Genomic DNA, 15,118 nt, shown 5'->3' on the forward strand with positions numbered 1-15,118 from the left:
GCATCCGGCGGGCCGCCTTTCCATGCCGATCAGGGCAGCCCATGGCGTAAGCTGGCCTGCCACAAGGCCAAGCTCTGGGGTGCGTCGCATGGATGGGGAACATGCACGGCAGGTCGACGGCACATCGTTGTTCACGTCGCCGCGCCGGTGGGCGCTGTGGGCGCAGCGTCCGGTTCTGATCGCCTACTGGCTGCTGATTGCCGCGATCACCATTGTGGCAACGTGGTGCGCTCTGATCACCGTGCCGGTCGCGGCATCCGACTGGTCCGTCCTCGCCGTGCTCGCCGGCATGGGCATTGTGCAAGCGGAGTTGGGCCGCCAGGTCGAGCGGGTCCGCCGGCGCATCACCGGGACCATAAGCATCAACATGACCTCGGTATGGTTTCTGCCCGCCGCGCTGCTCCTGCCGCCCGCGCTGGTGGCGATCCTGGTGGCGACGCTGTCCTGGCACCTGCATTTTCGCTGCTGGTATCGGCTGCGGCAGGTGCCCGAATTCCGCACGTTCTCCGTGATGTCCACCGTCCTGCTGACCTGCTATGCGACCCGCGCCGCGGCGGACGCGATGGGTGTTCATGGCATTCATGAGGCCGTTGCCGCCGGCTGGCACGGCGTTGCCACCATTGTCGTGTGCATCGCCACCTATTTCGTGGTCGACGCGATCCTGGTCATTCCCTTTCTCAACATCACCGACCGGAGCATTCAGAGCTTCATCGGCGGCTGGGCGGACAACCTGCTCGAGCTCGCCACGCTGTGCCTCGGTGCGCTCACCGCGGTCGCCCTCGTGGTCCTGCCGCCGGTGGCCACACTGATCGTCCTGCCGGTGGTCATCCTGCACCGGGCGGTTCTGATCGACCAGCTCGAATCCGCCACCCGCCAGGACGACAAGACCGGAATCTGGAACATCGCCGGCTGGCACCGCATCGCCCGGGAGGAGCTGGCCAGGGCCGAGCGCCGGGTGGGCGCCGCGTTGAGCGTGCTGATGATCGACCTCGACCATTTCAAGCGGATCAACGACACGCACGGCCATCTGGCCGGCGACACGATCCTCAAAGCGGTGGCGGCAACCATCTCCGGCGTCCTCCGCCCCGGCGACGCCGTCGGCAGGTTCGGCGGCGAGGAGTTCGTCGTCCTGCTTCCCGGCATCACCGGGCCCGACGCGCGCGCCGTCGCCGAGCGGATTCGCGGGTCGATCGCCCGGCTCGAGGTCACGCTCGACCACGGCCGGCCGGTGCGCGGCCTGTCCGCCTCGATCGGAATCGCCACCTACCCGGCGACGGGCGCCACGATCGAACGGCTGCTGCAGGCCGCCGACTCCGCGATGTACCGGGCCAAGGCCACCGGCCGCAACCGCGTGGTCCACATCGGGGATCCGGTTCCGAGCGGCGCCGACTGACCGGCGGACATCCCACGCGTGGGATTCCCACATGCAATCATGTCGACACTCACCGTGACCAATGAAGGGTGTTCCGTGACCACAACCAGGACGCCGTCGATCCTGCGCCGCCGGCTCGGCCGCAAGCTCAAGCGGATGCGCGAGGCGGCCGGGCTCAGCCTGGAGGAGGCCGCGCTCCGCCTCGAGAAGACCCGCAGCTCGCTGCACCGGGCCGAGCACGGCAAGAGCCGGGTCGACGTGCACCTGGCCCGCTCGATGATGGACCTCTACGACCAGTGGGACGGAGACCTGCTCGACGACGTCCGCGAGGCCCTCAAACCGCGGTGGTACCAGACCTACAGCCCCCGGGACATGGGCTACGTCGACCTCGAGACCGAGGCCGTCTCGGTGCGCGAGTTCGCCGTGTTCACCCTGCCCGGCCTGCTGCAGACCGAGGCCTACATGCGCGAGCTGTTCCGGACAAGTGGGCTGCGGCGAACGCCGGAACAGTTCGAGAACGACGTCAAAGTTCGGCTGATTCGCCAACGGCGTCTATCCGGCGACGACGAACCGCTTGAGCTGGCCATAGTGATCGACGAGTCGGCGCTGCGCCGTGAGGTCGGTGGCCCGGAGGTGATGCGCGCCCAGCTGCGCCAGGTGGTCGCGGCGGCGGCCCTGCCGACGGTCACCGTTCAGGTGCTGCCGCTGCGCGGTGCGCCATACGGAGCCGTGCAGGGAGCGTTCGTCCTGCTGTCTTTCCCGGAGCCGGACGAGCCGGACATGCAGTACGTCTCCTACTCCACCGGGTCCCTGCACATCGAGGACCAGACCGAGGTGTACGCGGCTAGACTGCTGTTCGACCGCCTCCGCTCGGAGGCGCTCGGCCCGGCCGACTCGCTCGCGCTGATCGAACGGGTGAGCGCCGAGCTGTACGGCGCGTAGACGGGAGAGGGCGATGCGCCTGTCCATTGTGGACGTCTCCGGACTGACCTGGCGCAAGAGCAGCCGCAGCGGCGGCGGCAGCAACGACGCCTGCGTCGAGGTCGCCTACATCGGCCCGGCCTGGCGCAAGAGCAGCCGCAGCAGCGGCGCCAGCAATGCCAACTGCGTCGAGGTCGCCCACATCGATCCGGCCTGGCGCAAGAGCAGCCGCAGCAGCGGCGACAGCAACACTGCCTGCGTCGAGGTCGCCTACACCGGCCCGGCCGTCGCGGTCCGCGACTCCAAGAGCCCGGCCACCGGCGCCCTCGCCTTCCCCACCTCCGGCTGGTCGGCCTTCCTCACCACCCTCGTCTGAGCTAGAGGCTGGACGTCTCGAGATCGAAGTTGAACGGCTCGGGGAGCGGCACATCCTTGCCGAAGGAAGCGTTGTGGACGATGAGGTAGTCGCAGGCTTCGGTGTCGGGATCGCTGTGCAGCACAACAGCTCGCTGCTGCCGGTCGACCAGCAGGTATAGCGGGATCCCCGCCGCCGCATAACCCTTGCGCTTGTCCGTGCGGTCCCGGACCGGGTGGGCCGAGGTAACTTCCACCACCAGGAGCACACCCTCCGTGGACATCCACGGCTCTTTGTCCGCGAATGCGCCCTCCGGGCCGACGGTGAGGTCGGGTATGAACCGCCCCGAAGGGGTGATCAGGCCCTTGTTGGCAGAGAGATCAAGGTCCATCGAGGATCGGCGGACGATCTGCTGAATGATCTTGCTGGACGCCGTCTCGTGGTTGCCGTCGGGCGGCGGTGTCACAATGATCTCCCCATCGATCAACTCGGCGCGGTACCCCGGCGGTGTCTCCATCGAGAGGAAGGCCTCGAGCACATCTCGCGGGGCCGGCGGTGCGTAATCGGATGCCGGCAGTGCCATGGCTCGATCCTTCCTGTCGGGGCGGTCCGTGGCCATTACTCGATCGGGTGTCGTCGGGTCGTCATCGTGCACCTCTTCCGACGTGCAGAGCTGTCCGTGCACAGTCTAACGGTCGGCTATCTACCAGCAATGATTGCCGACCGTCAGACCCTGGATGCGGACTGCGACTGGTGGTCAGTTGTTGAGGGTGATCGTTGCCTGGGTGGCGCCGGAGTTCAGGGTCACCGTCCGGGTGGCGGAGTTGTAGGCGCCGCCGGTCACGCTGACCACGGTGGAGCTGGCGAACACCGGGAGTTGGACGAGGACCGGGCCGCCGGGGAGGGTGCCGGTCAGGTTCACCGTGATCACCCGGCCGGTGCCCGGCCTCGTGGTGGACAGGGAGACGCCGTAGGTTGAGCGGGCGCCGGAGTCGATGTTGATGGACGAGGTGATGTTGTTGACCGCCACGGTTTGGCCGGGGGCGATCCAGGTGTTGGGGATGCCGCGGCCGACGTACAGCGGGCGGGTGTAGGTGAACGGGCCGGTGCCCGACGACGTGAGGCCCTCAGCGGCGACGGCGCGGACCAGGGCCAGCTGCTGGTGGGCGATGGGCCAGGCGTAGGGCACCGCGCCGAACTGCGGGCCGGCGTGGCTGCCGGCCCAGATGTTGGACGCCGACGGGCCGGAGCCGTTGGCCTCCCACCAGGCGTTGGGGCCGCCGGTGGTGGTCTGGATCTGCCAGGCGTAGCTGGTGATGGCCAGGTCGCGGAAGCTGTTGCCGTACAGGCCGCCCTCGGAGTAGGCCGTGTTGTACGCGGTGGAGTAGCCGGAGAACGCGCCGAACGACGGGAACGGCACCCGGCCGGCGAGCCGGTCGAAGCCCCACTGGTACATCCGGTCCAGCTGGCCGGGGTCGCCGATGATGCCGGACAGCGGGGTGCCGCCCATCAGCATGGTGTCCCACTGGTTCTGCCCGGACCAGCCGGCCTGCGCCCAATTGGCGTCGTTGAACGTGTTGCACCGGTTGGCGCTGTTGGGCCGGTGCACCTCGCACGGCAGGAAGTTGAACCCGTTGGCGGCCTGGTTCTGGCCGATCACGGTGTTCAACGCGTTGTGCAGGCTGGTGTACGCGCCCTGCGCCCAGGTCGCCTCGGCGGTCTGGCCGATCCGCGTCGCGATGTACTTGTACGCGGCCAAACCGATCAGCGCGGAGTAGTTTGACAGGATCCACTTGCCGGTGGAGTCGTTGTCGAAGTTGGTCCGCATGGTGCCGTCGGTGTCGAGCTGCGCCGGGAAGTTGGTCCGCATCATGGTGCGCAGGCTCGGCCCGAACTGCGTCTGGTTGTCGTTGAAGAACTGCGACACGAACGCCGTGTCGTTGGTCTTGGCCAGGTAGATCGCCCACGCCCACGGGGTCTTCCACACGCCGTCCCAGTACCAGTTCGCGCCGAAGTTGGGGAAACCGTTGCGTTCGGACGTTCGGCCGATCAGCAACAGGTTGCGCGCGTCGCTGAAGTCACCGGTGGAGAACCGGGCGACGAGCTCGCCGGGCACGTCGTGGTTGAGCAGCCAGGCGTAGTTGTTGGCCCCGGAGAACGGTGACTTCCCCACCTGCATCATCAGGTGGTAGGCGGTACCGGCCTTGTAGGCGTTGGTCAGCGCGGTGCCCGGGTTGGCCAGGCCGGTGTTGGGCAGTTGCAGGTTGGGCAGCGACGGCTGGGCGGTCGCGTTGATCCGGCCGTTCCAGAACGCGGCCATCTGACCGAACGCCGTGTCATAGCTGGGCGCGGCCGAGGCGAGCGTCGCGGCCGACGGGTAGGCGACGTTGGCGCCGAACCGGTCGATGGCCGAGACGAAGTCGTGCACCCGGGTCGTCCCCGGCGCGACACCGTCGTTCACCGGGGTCTGCCGGACCAGGTTGAGGCCCGACGCACCCGGCGGCACGGTGACCGTGGCGGTTCCGTTGTTGGTGACCGTGATCCTGGTGTGGGCGAGCACGAACGGGGTGCCGTTGATCACCGCCCGGTTGGCGAGGTTGGTGATCGAGATCGCCACGTTGTTGCGGGTGAACGAGGTGCGCAGCGCCGGCAGGTAGCCCTGCTCCATGGTCCACTGGATCGACTGCGCCGGCGGGGACTGCCCGGCCGCCAGGCCGAAGGTGAACACGCCGAAGGAGTACATGGCGCCGCAGAGGGTGGTGCCGCCCGCGGTGTACGTGGTCGGCACGCCGCGGGCGAAGTAGGACCCGGACAGGTAGGAGAAGGCCGGGTACCAGTTGCCCTGCCAGCCGATCGCCGACTGGTTGAACCAGCCGAAGGCGAACGGGTCGCGCGGGGTGGGGAAGTTCGTGCCGAAGCTGCGCGGCAGGCTGGAGTTGTTGCAGGCGTTGGTCGGCAGGGTGGGCAGGACCTCGAAGTTGCCACCCGGCGGCGGGTCGGTGGTGAAGCTCGGCAGCCGCCAGACCCGGTCGGTGGCGGTGGAGCACGGCAGCTGGAGGATCGTCGCGCCATTGGTGGCCGGGGCGCTGACCACCAGGCACTTGTTGCTGTGCACGGCCTGCAGGTTGAACGTCCTGTCTGTGCCGGCGACGGTCACCGGGACCAGCCGGAACCGCTGGCTGGTGCCGCCGTTGCAGGCGAGTTGGACGGCGTTGGCGTTGTCGGCCGTCGACCCGCCGGCGACATCGGCGCACTTGCCCGCGGCGAACGTGTTGACGGTGTACACGTCCGAGGTCGCCGAGATCGGGGTGAACGTGAACGTCTGGTTGGTGCCGCCGTGGCAGTTCCACTGGATGAGGTTCACGTTGTCGCCCGTCTGGGCGCCGAACACGTCCAGGCAGCGGCCGCCGTTCTGGATCACGACGGTCGAGGAGAAGGTCACCGCGGCCGCCGCCGGCGGTGGATTGCCTAGCTGGACGGGGATCCCCGTCACCAGGGTGAGGGCGAAGAGCACGGGGAGCAGGCGGGTGCGTCGTCGCATGGGTCACCGTCCCGGTAGTTGAACTACCACTGTCCGCACTCTACCGTTGGTGTGCGAAATTTAGAACTCTGTTCGATATCTCGGAAAGTTTTCCGGAGGTGGGCACCGTGGCCCCGCATGGAATGTCCCGAAGAACACTCCTCCAACTCGCCGGCGGCACCGTCGTCGGGACCACCCTGCCGCTGGGCGGCTGGACGCCGGCCGGCGCCGAGGTCGCGCTGCGGCCGGACATCGGTGTCTCGGCGTTCCCGTTCCCGCTGACCCAGGTGTCGCTGCTGGACAGCCCGTTCCGGGCGAACATGAACCGGATCCTGGCCTACCTGTCGTTCCTGGACCCCGACCGGATGCTGCACACGTTCCGGGTCAACGTCGGCCTGCCGTCCAGCGCCCAACCCGTCGGCGGCTGGGACGCCCCGACCGTCGAGCTGCGCGGCCACACCATGGGGCACTTCCTGTCGGCGCTGGCGATGGCGTACGCCAACACCGGCACCGCGGCGTACAAGACCAAGGGCGACTACCTGGTCAGCGTGCTCGCCCAGTGCCAGGCGCGGGCCGGCGCGGCCGGGTTCAACACCGGCTACCTGTCGGCGTACCCGGAGAGCTTCATCGACCGGGTCGAGGCCCGCCAGGCGGTGTGGGCGCCGTACTACACGCTACACAAGATCATGGCCGGGCTGCTCGACATGCACCTGCTGACCGGCAACGCCCAGGCGCTCGACGTGCTCGTCCGCAAGGCCGCCTGGGTGAAGCTCCGCACCGACCGGCTGTCCACCACACAGATCCAGAACATGCTGGACACCGAGTTCGGCGGCATGAACGAGGTGCTGACCAACCTCTACGCGGTGACCGAGAACCCCGACCATCTCACCGTGGCCCGCCGGTTCGACCACGCGGAGATCTTCGATCCCCTCGCCGGCAACCAGGACCGGCTGAACGGCTACCACGCCAACACGCAGATCCCGAAGATCATCGGTGCGATCCGCGAGTACCACCAGACCGGCGACACCCGCTACCGCACGATCGCGGAGAACTTCTGGAGCATCGTCACCCAGCACCACTCGTACGTGATCGGCGGGAACAGCAACGGCGAGTACTTCCGCCCACCGGACCAGATCGCCAGCCAGCTTTCCGACAACACCTGCGAGTCCTGCAACAGCTACAACATGCTCAAGCTGACCAGGCAGCTGTTCTTCACCAATCCGTCCAGAGTGGACTACCTGGACTTCTACGAGCGCGCGCTGTACAACCACATCCTCGCCGGGCAGAACCCGAACGCGCCACGGCACCAGCACACCTACTACGTGCCGATGCGGGCCGGCGCCATCAAGACCTACAGCAACGACTACAACAACTTCACCTGCTGCCACGGCACCGGGATGGAGAGCCACACCAAGTTCGCCGACAGCATCTACTTCTTCGCCGGCGAGACGCTCTACGTCAACCTGTTCATCCCGTCGGTGCTGAACTGGTCGCAGCGCGGCATCACCGTCCGGCAGGACACCACGTTCCCCGACCAGCCCAGCACCCGGCTGACCATCACCGGCGCCGGGCACATCGCGCTGAAGATCCGGGTGCCGTCCTGGAGCCAGGGCACCCAGGTGCGGGTGAACGGGGTGGTGCAGAACGTCGCCGTCGCCCCGAACACGTTCCTGACCCTGGACCGCAACTGGGCCTCCGGCGACGTGGTCGACGTGTCGGTGACGCCGGCGCTGAACTTCGAGTCCACTCCGGACAACTCGGCGATGCGCGCGGTGCGCTACGGCGGGATCGTGCTGGCGGGGGAGTACGGCAGCAACAACCTGGCCACGATGCCCTCGCTGGACACCGCGTCGCTGCGGCCCGACCCGGCCGTGCCGCTGCGGTTCACCGGGACGGCGAGCACCGGAACCGTGTCGCTGATCCCGTTCTTCCGCATGCACGGCCAGCGGTACACGGTCTACTGGATGACCAACGTGCCGCCGCCACAGGTGTTCGTGGCGCACTACCCGTTCAACGAGACCGGCGGCACCACGGCCGCCGACGCCACCGGCAACGGCCGGACCGCCACGCTGGCCGGCGGCACCTCCTGGGTGGCCGGCCGCAACGCCGGCGCGGTCAGCCTCAACGGCACCGACGGGCACGTCCGGCTGCCCAACGGGATCATGGCCGGCGTCACCAACTTCACCGTCGCCGGCTGGGTGCGCCTTGCCACGGTCGGCGCCTGGTCGCGGGTGTTCGACTTCGGCTCCGGCACCGGCAGCTACATGTTCCTCAGCCCGCGCAGCGGCGCCGGCACCGCCCGGTTCGCCATCACCACCGGCGGGGCCGGGGCCGAGCAGCAGATCAACGCGCCCGCCGCGCTGCCGGCCGGGGCGTGGACCCACGTGGCGGTCACGCTGTCCGGCAACACCGGCGTGCTGTACGTCAACGGCGCCGAGGTCGCCCGCAACGCCAACATCACGCTGCGGCCGGCCAGCCTTGGCGGTACGCAGAACTACCTCGGCCGCTCGCAGTACGCGGGCGACCCGTACCTGTCCGGTCAGCTCGACGACTTCCGCATCTACAGCCGGGCGCTGTCGGCATCCGAGATCAGCGCCCTGGCGGTCTAGGAGTCCACATGCGACGCATGCTTTCCCTGCTGGCCGCGGCCACCCTCGCGACCGGCATGCTCACCGCGATCACGACGGTCACCGCGGCCCCACCCGCCTCCGCCTGGGAGAACGGGCTGGCCCGCACCCCGCCGATGGGCTGGAACCAGTGGAACGCCTTCGGCTGCAACGTCAACGACGCGCTGGTCCGGGCGACCGCGGACGCCTTCGTGTCCACCGGTCTGCGGGAGGCCGGATACCAGTACGTCAACATCGACGACTGCTGGATGGCCCGCAACCGGGACGCCTCCGGCAACCTGGTGGCCGACCCGGTGAAGTTCCCCAACGGCATGAAGGCGGTCGCCGACTACGTGCACGCCCGCGGCCTGAAGCTGGGCATCTACTCCAGCGCCGGAACGCTGACCTGCGCCGGCTTCCCGGCCAGCCTCAACAACGAGCAGCGGGACGCCAACCTGTGGGCGTCGTGGGGGATCGACTATCTCAAGTACGACAACTGCAACAACCAGGGCGTCGACGCGCGGACCCGGTACACCCGGATGCGCGACGCGATCATCGCGACCGGCCGGCCGATGGTGTACAGCATCACCGAGTGGGGCCAGAACCAGCCGTGGACCTGGGCCCAGCCGGTGGGGAACCTGTGGCGCACCACCGGGGACATCACCGACAGCTTCTCCAGCATGCTGTCCATCTACCGGAGCAACATGCCGCTCGCCCAGTTCGCCGGGCCGGGCGCGTGGAACGACCCGGACATGCTCGAGGTGGGCAACGGCGGCATGACCGACACCGAGTACCGCACCCACTTCACCCTCTGGGCGATGATGGCCGCGCCGCTGCTGATCGGCACCGACCTGCGCAACGCCAGCGCCGCCACGCTGACGATCCTCGGCAACCGCGACGTGATCGCGATCGACCAGGACCCGCGCGGCGTCCAGGCCCGCGAGGTGCGCTCGGCGAACGGGCTGCACGTGCTGTCCCGGCCACTGTCCAACGGCGACTACGCGGTGGCGCTGTTCAACGAGACCAGCTCGACGGCCACGATCACCACCAACCCCACCGAGACCGGCCTGCCTGCGGCGTCGTCGTACCGGCTGTTCAACCTGTGGTCCAAGGCGGTCACCACGACCACCGGCACGATCAGCGCCTCGGTGCCCGCGCACGGCACGGTCGCCTACCGGATCACCCCGGGCACGACCGGCGGCGCCACGTTCGTCAGCGACATGGCGTGGCAGGCCTCGACCAACGGCTGGGGCCCCGCCGAGCGCGACCGGTCCAACGGCGAGCAGGGCGCCACCGACGGGCGCACCCTCACCATCGCCGGAACCACGTACGCCAAGGGAATCGGCGCGCACGCCGCCGGCACCGTCGACGTGAACCTCGGCGGGCGGTGCACCACGTTCACCGCCGACGTCGGGGTGGACGCCGAGGTCGGCGCCAACGGCAGCGTGACGTTCACCGTGCTGGGCGACGGCGTCACCCTGGCGTCCACCGCGGTGCTGCGCGGAGGCCAAGCGGCGCAACGGTTGTCGGTCAACGTCACCGGTCGCAACGTGCTGCGGCTCGCGGTCGGGAACGGGGGTGACAACATCAACTTCGACCACGCCGACTGGGCCAACGCCCAGGTGAGCTGTTCGTGAGGCCAGGCGCGCCGAAGGCGCCGTTGCGGAGAATGACAAGACCCGGTCGGGCCGGCGCGACGGATTCGTGTTGAGACACGAAGACGCCGGCTCGCCGGGTTGCAAGGCTGCGGGGGTTCCCGTCGCCGGCGGCATGCCGGCGGCACAACGACTCCCGAGGGGGGATCGCGGTGAGGCTCGTCCTGGCCTTGGTCGCCGCGCTGACCATGACCGGTCTTTCGACGACGCCCGCCCCGGCGTCCCCGGCGTCCCATGCGCAGACCTGCCCGCTGGTCCTGGGTTACGTATGCCTGGCCCGGCCCATCGGTCCCGCGGAACTCATACCGGCGGGGGAGAGCCGGACCTATCCGGACGGGCTGCCGGTCGTCGGGATGACCAACGGCACCACGGTCGAGTACTGCGTCGTGGCGGCCCCGATCAGCTTCGGCCTGCCGCCGTGGGAGCGATCCCCGTTTGCCGTGACGGTCCGCTCGGTCGCCCCCAGCCTGGGCGTGTGCCTGCTGTGACGCGACCGTGATCAGCTGGCCACGGTCGCCGCGGCGGCGCGGAGCTTGGCGCGGATCTGCTCGGCGTCGGGATGGTCCAGCTCGTCCAGGATGGACAGTGCACGGGACCAGGCCCCGGTGGCGGCGGCGATGTCGCCGTGGGACCGGTGCGCCTCGCCGAGGTTGGTGAGGGTGTGCGCCTCGCCGAAGCGGTCGCCGACGTCGCGCAGCAGGGCGAGTGCCTGCCGGTACCAGGCGATGAACTCGCCCCGGTGCCCGAGTCCGGAGTGGACGAACCCGAGGCTGTCCATGGCGGCCGCCTCGCCGCGCTGATCTCCGAGCTCGCGATGCAGCGTGACCGCCTGCTCGCAGAAGCCAAGCGCCTCGCGATACTCCCCGTTCTTGGCGAGGGCCAACCCGAGCGCGTTGAGCGCCCTGGCCTGACCGACCGGATCGCGGGCCGCCTCGTACAGGTCCCGACACCGCCGCGCCTGGTGCAACGCGTCGTCGGTGTCGTCCCGCTCGCCGGCCAGAAAGCCAAGCAGGTAGTGGGCGCTGGCCTGCCCGTTGGGGTTGCCGACCGCGCCGTACAGGTCCACGGCACGGGTCAGCTCGGCGTGCGACTCGGCGTACCGCCCGAGGCAGGCGTAGACGTGCCCGAGGTCGTGGTGGGCGTGCGCCTGCCCGAGCCGGTTGCCCCGCCGTTGCGCGGTGGCCAGGGCGGTGCGCTGCGTGGAGATCTGATCGTGCCAGTGACCCCGGTAGAGATGGAACGTGGTGAGGGTCCTCGCCAGCTGCCAGGCATGGGTGTCCGGCTCGGCGGTGACGGCCAGCTGGAACACCCCGAGCAGTGCCGGGTGCTCGCGCGCGAACCAGTCCAGCGCCTGCGGTGCGGTGGCGAAACCCTCCGGGCTGACACCGGCGGCGGCCGGGGCGGGGACGACGGCCACGCGGTGCGGTCGCAGCATCGTCTCGGCGGCGTGCGCGGTCAGCAGGTAGTGGTCGAGCATCCGGCGGGTCGCCGCGCGCCGCTCGGCTCCGGTGTCCAGGGTGCGGGCCCGCTCGGCGGCGAAGGCGCGCAGCAGGTCGTGGAAGGCGAACCGGCCCGGGAGGTGCTCGATCAGCAAATGGGCCCTGGCGAGCTCGGCCAGCAGCGGGCGCACCTGGGCCACGGGTGAACCGGCAAGGCTCGCCGCCGCCGGGACGCCGATCTGCGGCCCGGGGTGCCACGCGAGGAGCCGGAACAGCCGCGCGGCCGCGGGGCTGAGCGTGCGGTACGACCAGGTGAACACGGCACGGATGTCGGTGGTGGGATCCCCGGAGCCCAGCACGTCCAGGATCGCCGCGGCGTCGCGCAGCTCCTCGGCGATCGCGGCGAGCGGGAAGCCGTGATGCGTCGCGGCGCGCGCGGCCACCACGGCCAGCGCCACCGGCAGCCGCCCGCACCGGGAGACGATCTCGTCGACCGCGTCCGGCTCCGCCGCCACCCGGCCGCGGCCCAGCCGGTGCGTCAGCAGTTGCCTGGCCTCGGCGGCCGACAGCGGAGTCAGGACGACCGGGTGGGCCCCCTCGGCGGCGGACAGGCCGGACAGCTGGTCGCGACTGGTCACCACCACCAGGCACCCCGGCGAGCCGGGCAGCAGCGGGCGAACCTGGTCGGCATTGCGCGCGTTGTCCAGCAGGACCAGGACCCGCCGGCCGGCGACCAGGCTGCGGTACAGCGCGATCTGCGCGTCCGGCCGGGCCGGGATCCGGTGCGGTGACACGTCGAACGCGTCCAGGAACCCGCGCACCGCCTCGGCCGGGCTCACCGCCGGGCCGGCCGGGTCGAACCCGCGAAGGTTCACGTACAGCTGCCCGTCCGGGAACCGGTCGGCCACCCGGTGCGCCCAGTGCACGGCCAGCGCGGTCTTGCCCACCCCGGCCAGACCGGACAGCGCCACGATCGGCACCGCGCCCGCCTCGGCCAGCACCGCGTCCAGCCGCGCCAACTCCTTGACCCGGCCCACGAATCCCCGCGCGGAGAGGGGCAACTGGCGCGGCGTCCCGGCCGCAGGCGGACCCGGCGCGGACCGGTTCCCGTCTCCGCGCAGGATCGCCTGGTGCACGCCGCGCAGCTCGGCGCCGGGCTCCGTGCCGAGCTCCTCGGCCAGCCGCCGGCGCGTCTGCGCATAGTGTTCCAGCGCCTCGGCATCGCGCCCGGTGGCCGACAGCGCGCGCATCAGCAGCGCGACCGCGGGCTCGACGAGTGGGTGCTCGCGGACCAGATCGGTCAGCGGTCCGATCACCGGGTCCGGGCGGCCGGTGCCCAGCTCCGCCCGCGCCCACGCCACGGTCGCGTCCAGGTGTTGCTGGCGCCATGCCGCTCGGGTCCGCGTGACCCAGGGACCGTCCAATCCGGCCAGCGGCTCGCCGCGCCACAACGCGAGCGCCTCCCGCAACAGCGCCGCTTTCGCCGGATCGGTGCGGTCGAGGCGGTGCGCCCGGCCGACGAGGTCGCGGAACCGGTGCACGTCCACCAGATCCGGATCGACCTCGAGACGGTATCCGCCGCTCTGGCGGACCAGCCGCGCATCGGATACCGCGGCCTGCTCGAGCACCCGCCGAACCCGGGCGATATGCGAGTAGAGCGAATGACGCGCCCCGGTGGGCGGGGCGTCGCCCCACACCCGGTCGATCAGCGTGTCCCACGTGACCAGCCGGCCCGCGTCCACCAGCAGCGCCGCCAGCACGCACCGCTGGCGAGGTGGCCCCGGATCCACGAACGGCTCGGCCACGCCCAGTCGCATCGGCCCCAGAAGCCCAAACACCGTGAGTCCCCCTCGACACCCGCCCCAATGTCGGTGCTCGCCGTTGAGCGGATCGAGGGTACCGGGAGCGACAAGGTTTTCACAGGGTTCGCCGCCCAGTCTTTTCGCCACGCCGGGCACTTTTATCCGCGGGAGGACCGATGCGAAGATCTCTCTTGTCGCGATGGGGAATCGTCATCGCCGTGCTCGCCCTGGCGTTGCCGGGCGGGGTCGCCCGGGCGGATTCCGGGCCGGGGTACGGCACGGCGGGGTGCTGGCAGCCGTTCCCGGTGCCGGCGCAGCCCGCCATCCACCAACTGGCGCACGGCGGGGACGGCTCGATCTGGGCGTCCATGTCCCACTTGGGCGGGGTCGGCCGCTGGAACGGTTCGGGGTGGACGATGTTCCCCGGAGTCTCCGCGGGGACGGCCCTGGCCGTGACGCCCGCCGGCCAGCCGTGGGTGGTCGCCGGCGACACCAACATCTACCGCCTCGTCGGCACCGTCTGGGAACAGGTTCCCGGGCGGGCCGTGGACCTCGATATCGGCCATTTCGGCACCATCTGGAAGACCGGGCCGGAGATCGTCGACTTCGGGTTCAGCCTGCACGTGTGGCGAGGCACGGAATGGCAACAGATCGAGCCGCCTCGTCCCACCGGCGCGAACTTTGTCACCGTGGACATCTACGGCACCCCGTGGGTCACCAACCACGACAAGATGTACCGCCGCAAGACCGGCATTGGCGGCGGCTCCTGGGGCGACGTCGGCACCGGCGGATGGTGGACCCTCAGCTTTGACATCGGCGGGTACAACAACCCGGTATACGGAGAACAGCTCTGGCGGATCGCCTACGACGGTGTCGGGCTCGACCATCCGATTCAACGGTTGGATCTCACGAGGGGTTGGGTGTTCGTGGAGGGCGAGGGGAGGGACATCAGCGTCGACCGGGATGGCCGTGCCTGGCACCTGAACTCCAGCAACCAGGTCTACTACTGGGTTTGTGCCTAGGAGCTCGGCCGAGGGGGGGTTTCGGGTGGAGTTCCAGATCCTTGGCCCGGTGCGGGCGCTGCACGGAGGCGTTGAGCTACGGCTCGGTGGGCCCAGACACCGGCGGCTGCTGGCGGTGCTGGTGCTGCGGGCCGGGCACGTCGTGCCGGTGAGCCGGCTGATCGAGGCGTTGTGGGGTGGTACGCCTCCGCGCAGCGCCTCGGCGATGGTGCACGTCCGGATGTCCGAGCTGCGGGCGGCGCTGCGCGAGGGGCGGCCCGAGTTGCTCACCCGCGACGGCGGCTACCTGCTCCGGGTGGACCCTGATCGGGTTGACGCGCAACGGTTCGAGCGGCTGGTCGCGTCGGGCGTCGCGGCGCTGGGGCACGGGGCGGCGGCGCGCGCCCGCGCCGACCTGCTGGCCGCGCTGGGGCTGTGGCGCGGGCC

11 protein-coding genes are annotated in these 15,118 nt (G+C 70.1%); 8 read left to right on the forward strand and 3 right to left on the reverse strand.

What is annotated here, in order from left to right; translation table 11 throughout:
* Positions 1-88: 88 nt before the first annotated feature.
* The 3 genes from VGX25_RS30370 to VGX25_RS30380 all read left to right on the forward strand — a co-directional run bounded on the left by VGX25_RS30370 (position 89) and on the right by VGX25_RS30380 (position 2,669).
* The gene (locus VGX25_RS30370) at positions 89-1,393 is read left to right on the forward strand and encodes a GGDEF domain-containing protein (protein WP_326921377.1); all 1,305 of its coding nucleotides are present in this window, start codon (positions 89-91) and stop codon (positions 1,391-1,393) included.
* Positions 1,394-1,468: 75 nt separating this feature from the next.
* Positions 1,469-2,314, forward strand: a complete 846-nt coding sequence (locus tag VGX25_RS30375) for a helix-turn-helix transcriptional regulator (RefSeq protein ID WP_326921378.1) — start codon at positions 1,469-1,471, stop codon at positions 2,312-2,314.
* Between the two features lie 13 nt (positions 2,315-2,327).
* A complete protein-coding gene (locus tag VGX25_RS30380) occupies positions 2,328-2,669 on the forward strand; it encodes a DUF397 domain-containing protein (protein ID WP_326921379.1) in 342 nt (113 codons plus the stop codon).
* A 1-nt stretch (position 2,670) separates the two neighbouring features.
* On the opposite strand, the gene VGX25_RS30385 is transcribed toward VGX25_RS30380, so the two are convergent.
* Positions 2,671-3,231: a Uma2 family endonuclease gene (locus VGX25_RS30385; RefSeq protein ID WP_326921380.1), complete on the reverse strand. Its 561-nt coding sequence runs from the start codon at positions 3,229-3,231 to the stop codon at positions 2,671-2,673.
* A 174-nt stretch (positions 3,232-3,405) separates the two neighbouring features.
* Positions 3,406-6,189: an RICIN domain-containing protein gene (locus tag VGX25_RS30390; RefSeq protein ID WP_326921381.1), complete on the reverse strand. Its 2,784-nt coding sequence runs from the start codon at positions 6,187-6,189 to the stop codon at positions 3,406-3,408.
* A gap of 122 nt (positions 6,190-6,311) precedes the next feature.
* Between VGX25_RS30390 and VGX25_RS30395 the strand changes: the two genes are divergently transcribed.
* From VGX25_RS30395 to VGX25_RS30405, 3 genes are all read left to right on the forward strand, one after another.
* Positions 6,312-8,777 carry a glycoside hydrolase family 127 protein gene (locus tag VGX25_RS30395; protein WP_326921382.1) on the forward strand — a complete coding sequence of 822 codons (2,466 nt, stop codon included), beginning with the start codon at positions 6,312-6,314 and terminating at the stop codon, positions 8,775-8,777.
* An 8-nt stretch (positions 8,778-8,785) separates the two neighbouring features.
* Positions 8,786-10,411 (forward strand): NPCBM/NEW2 domain-containing protein, encoded by a 1,626-nt coding sequence (locus VGX25_RS30400; protein ID WP_326921383.1) that lies wholly within the window; start codon positions 8,786-8,788, stop codon positions 10,409-10,411.
* Positions 10,412-10,581: 170 nt separating this feature from the next.
* The gene (locus VGX25_RS30405) at positions 10,582-10,917 is read left to right on the forward strand and encodes a hypothetical protein (protein ID WP_326921384.1); all 336 of its coding nucleotides are present in this window, start codon (positions 10,582-10,584) and stop codon (positions 10,915-10,917) included.
* A gap of 11 nt (positions 10,918-10,928) precedes the next feature.
* Here the strand turns inward: VGX25_RS30405 and VGX25_RS30410 are convergent, their stop codons facing one another.
* The gene (locus VGX25_RS30410) at positions 10,929-13,685 is read right to left on the reverse strand and encodes an AfsR/SARP family transcriptional regulator (protein ID WP_326921385.1); all 2,757 of its coding nucleotides are present in this window, start codon (positions 13,683-13,685) and stop codon (positions 10,929-10,931) included.
* 161 nt (positions 13,686-13,846) lie between these two features.
* Between VGX25_RS30410 and VGX25_RS30415 the strand changes: the two genes are divergently transcribed.
* Together VGX25_RS30415 and VGX25_RS30420 are read left to right on the forward strand one after the other, a co-directional pair.
* Positions 13,847-14,692, forward strand: coding sequence for a hypothetical protein (locus VGX25_RS30415; RefSeq protein ID WP_326921386.1), 846 nt, complete (start codon positions 13,847-13,849; stop codon positions 14,690-14,692).
* Between the two features lie 25 nt (positions 14,693-14,717).
* Positions 14,718-15,118: AfsR/SARP family transcriptional regulator (locus VGX25_RS30420; protein WP_326921387.1), on the forward strand; the 401-nt coding region annotated here is incomplete at its 3' end.

It is taken from the genome of Actinophytocola sp. (genome assembly GCF_035942955.1).
GTDB lineage: Bacteria > Actinomycetota > Actinomycetes > Mycobacteriales > Pseudonocardiaceae > DASYTH01.

Excerpts from the sequence above, each read along its gene's own strand:
- VGX25_RS30410 (WP_326921385.1), bottom strand. The coding sequence starts at position 13,685 with ATGCGACTGGGCGTGGCCGAGCCGTTCGTGGATCCGGGGCCACCTCGC.
- VGX25_RS30390 (WP_326921381.1), bottom strand. The coding sequence starts at position 6,189 with ATGCGACGACGCACCCGCCTGCTCCCCGTGCTCTTCGCCCTCACCCTG.
- VGX25_RS30380 (WP_326921379.1), top strand. The coding sequence starts at position 2,328 with ATGCGCCTGTCCATTGTGGACGTCTCCGGACTGACCTGGCGCAAGAGC.
- VGX25_RS30415 (WP_326921386.1), top strand. The coding sequence starts at position 13,847 with ATGCGAAGATCTCTCTTGTCGCGATGGGGAATCGTCATCGCCGTGCTC.
- VGX25_RS30400 (WP_326921383.1), top strand. The coding sequence starts at position 8,786 with ATGCGACGCATGCTTTCCCTGCTGGCCGCGGCCACCCTCGCGACCGGC.
- VGX25_RS30370 (WP_326921377.1), top strand. The coding sequence starts at position 89 with ATGGATGGGGAACATGCACGGCAGGTCGACGGCACATCGTTGTTCACG.
- VGX25_RS30395 (WP_326921382.1), top strand. The coding sequence starts at position 6,312 with ATGTCCCGAAGAACACTCCTCCAACTCGCCGGCGGCACCGTCGTCGGG.
- VGX25_RS30385 (WP_326921380.1), bottom strand. The coding sequence starts at position 3,231 with ATGGCACTGCCGGCATCCGATTACGCACCGCCGGCCCCGCGAGATGTG.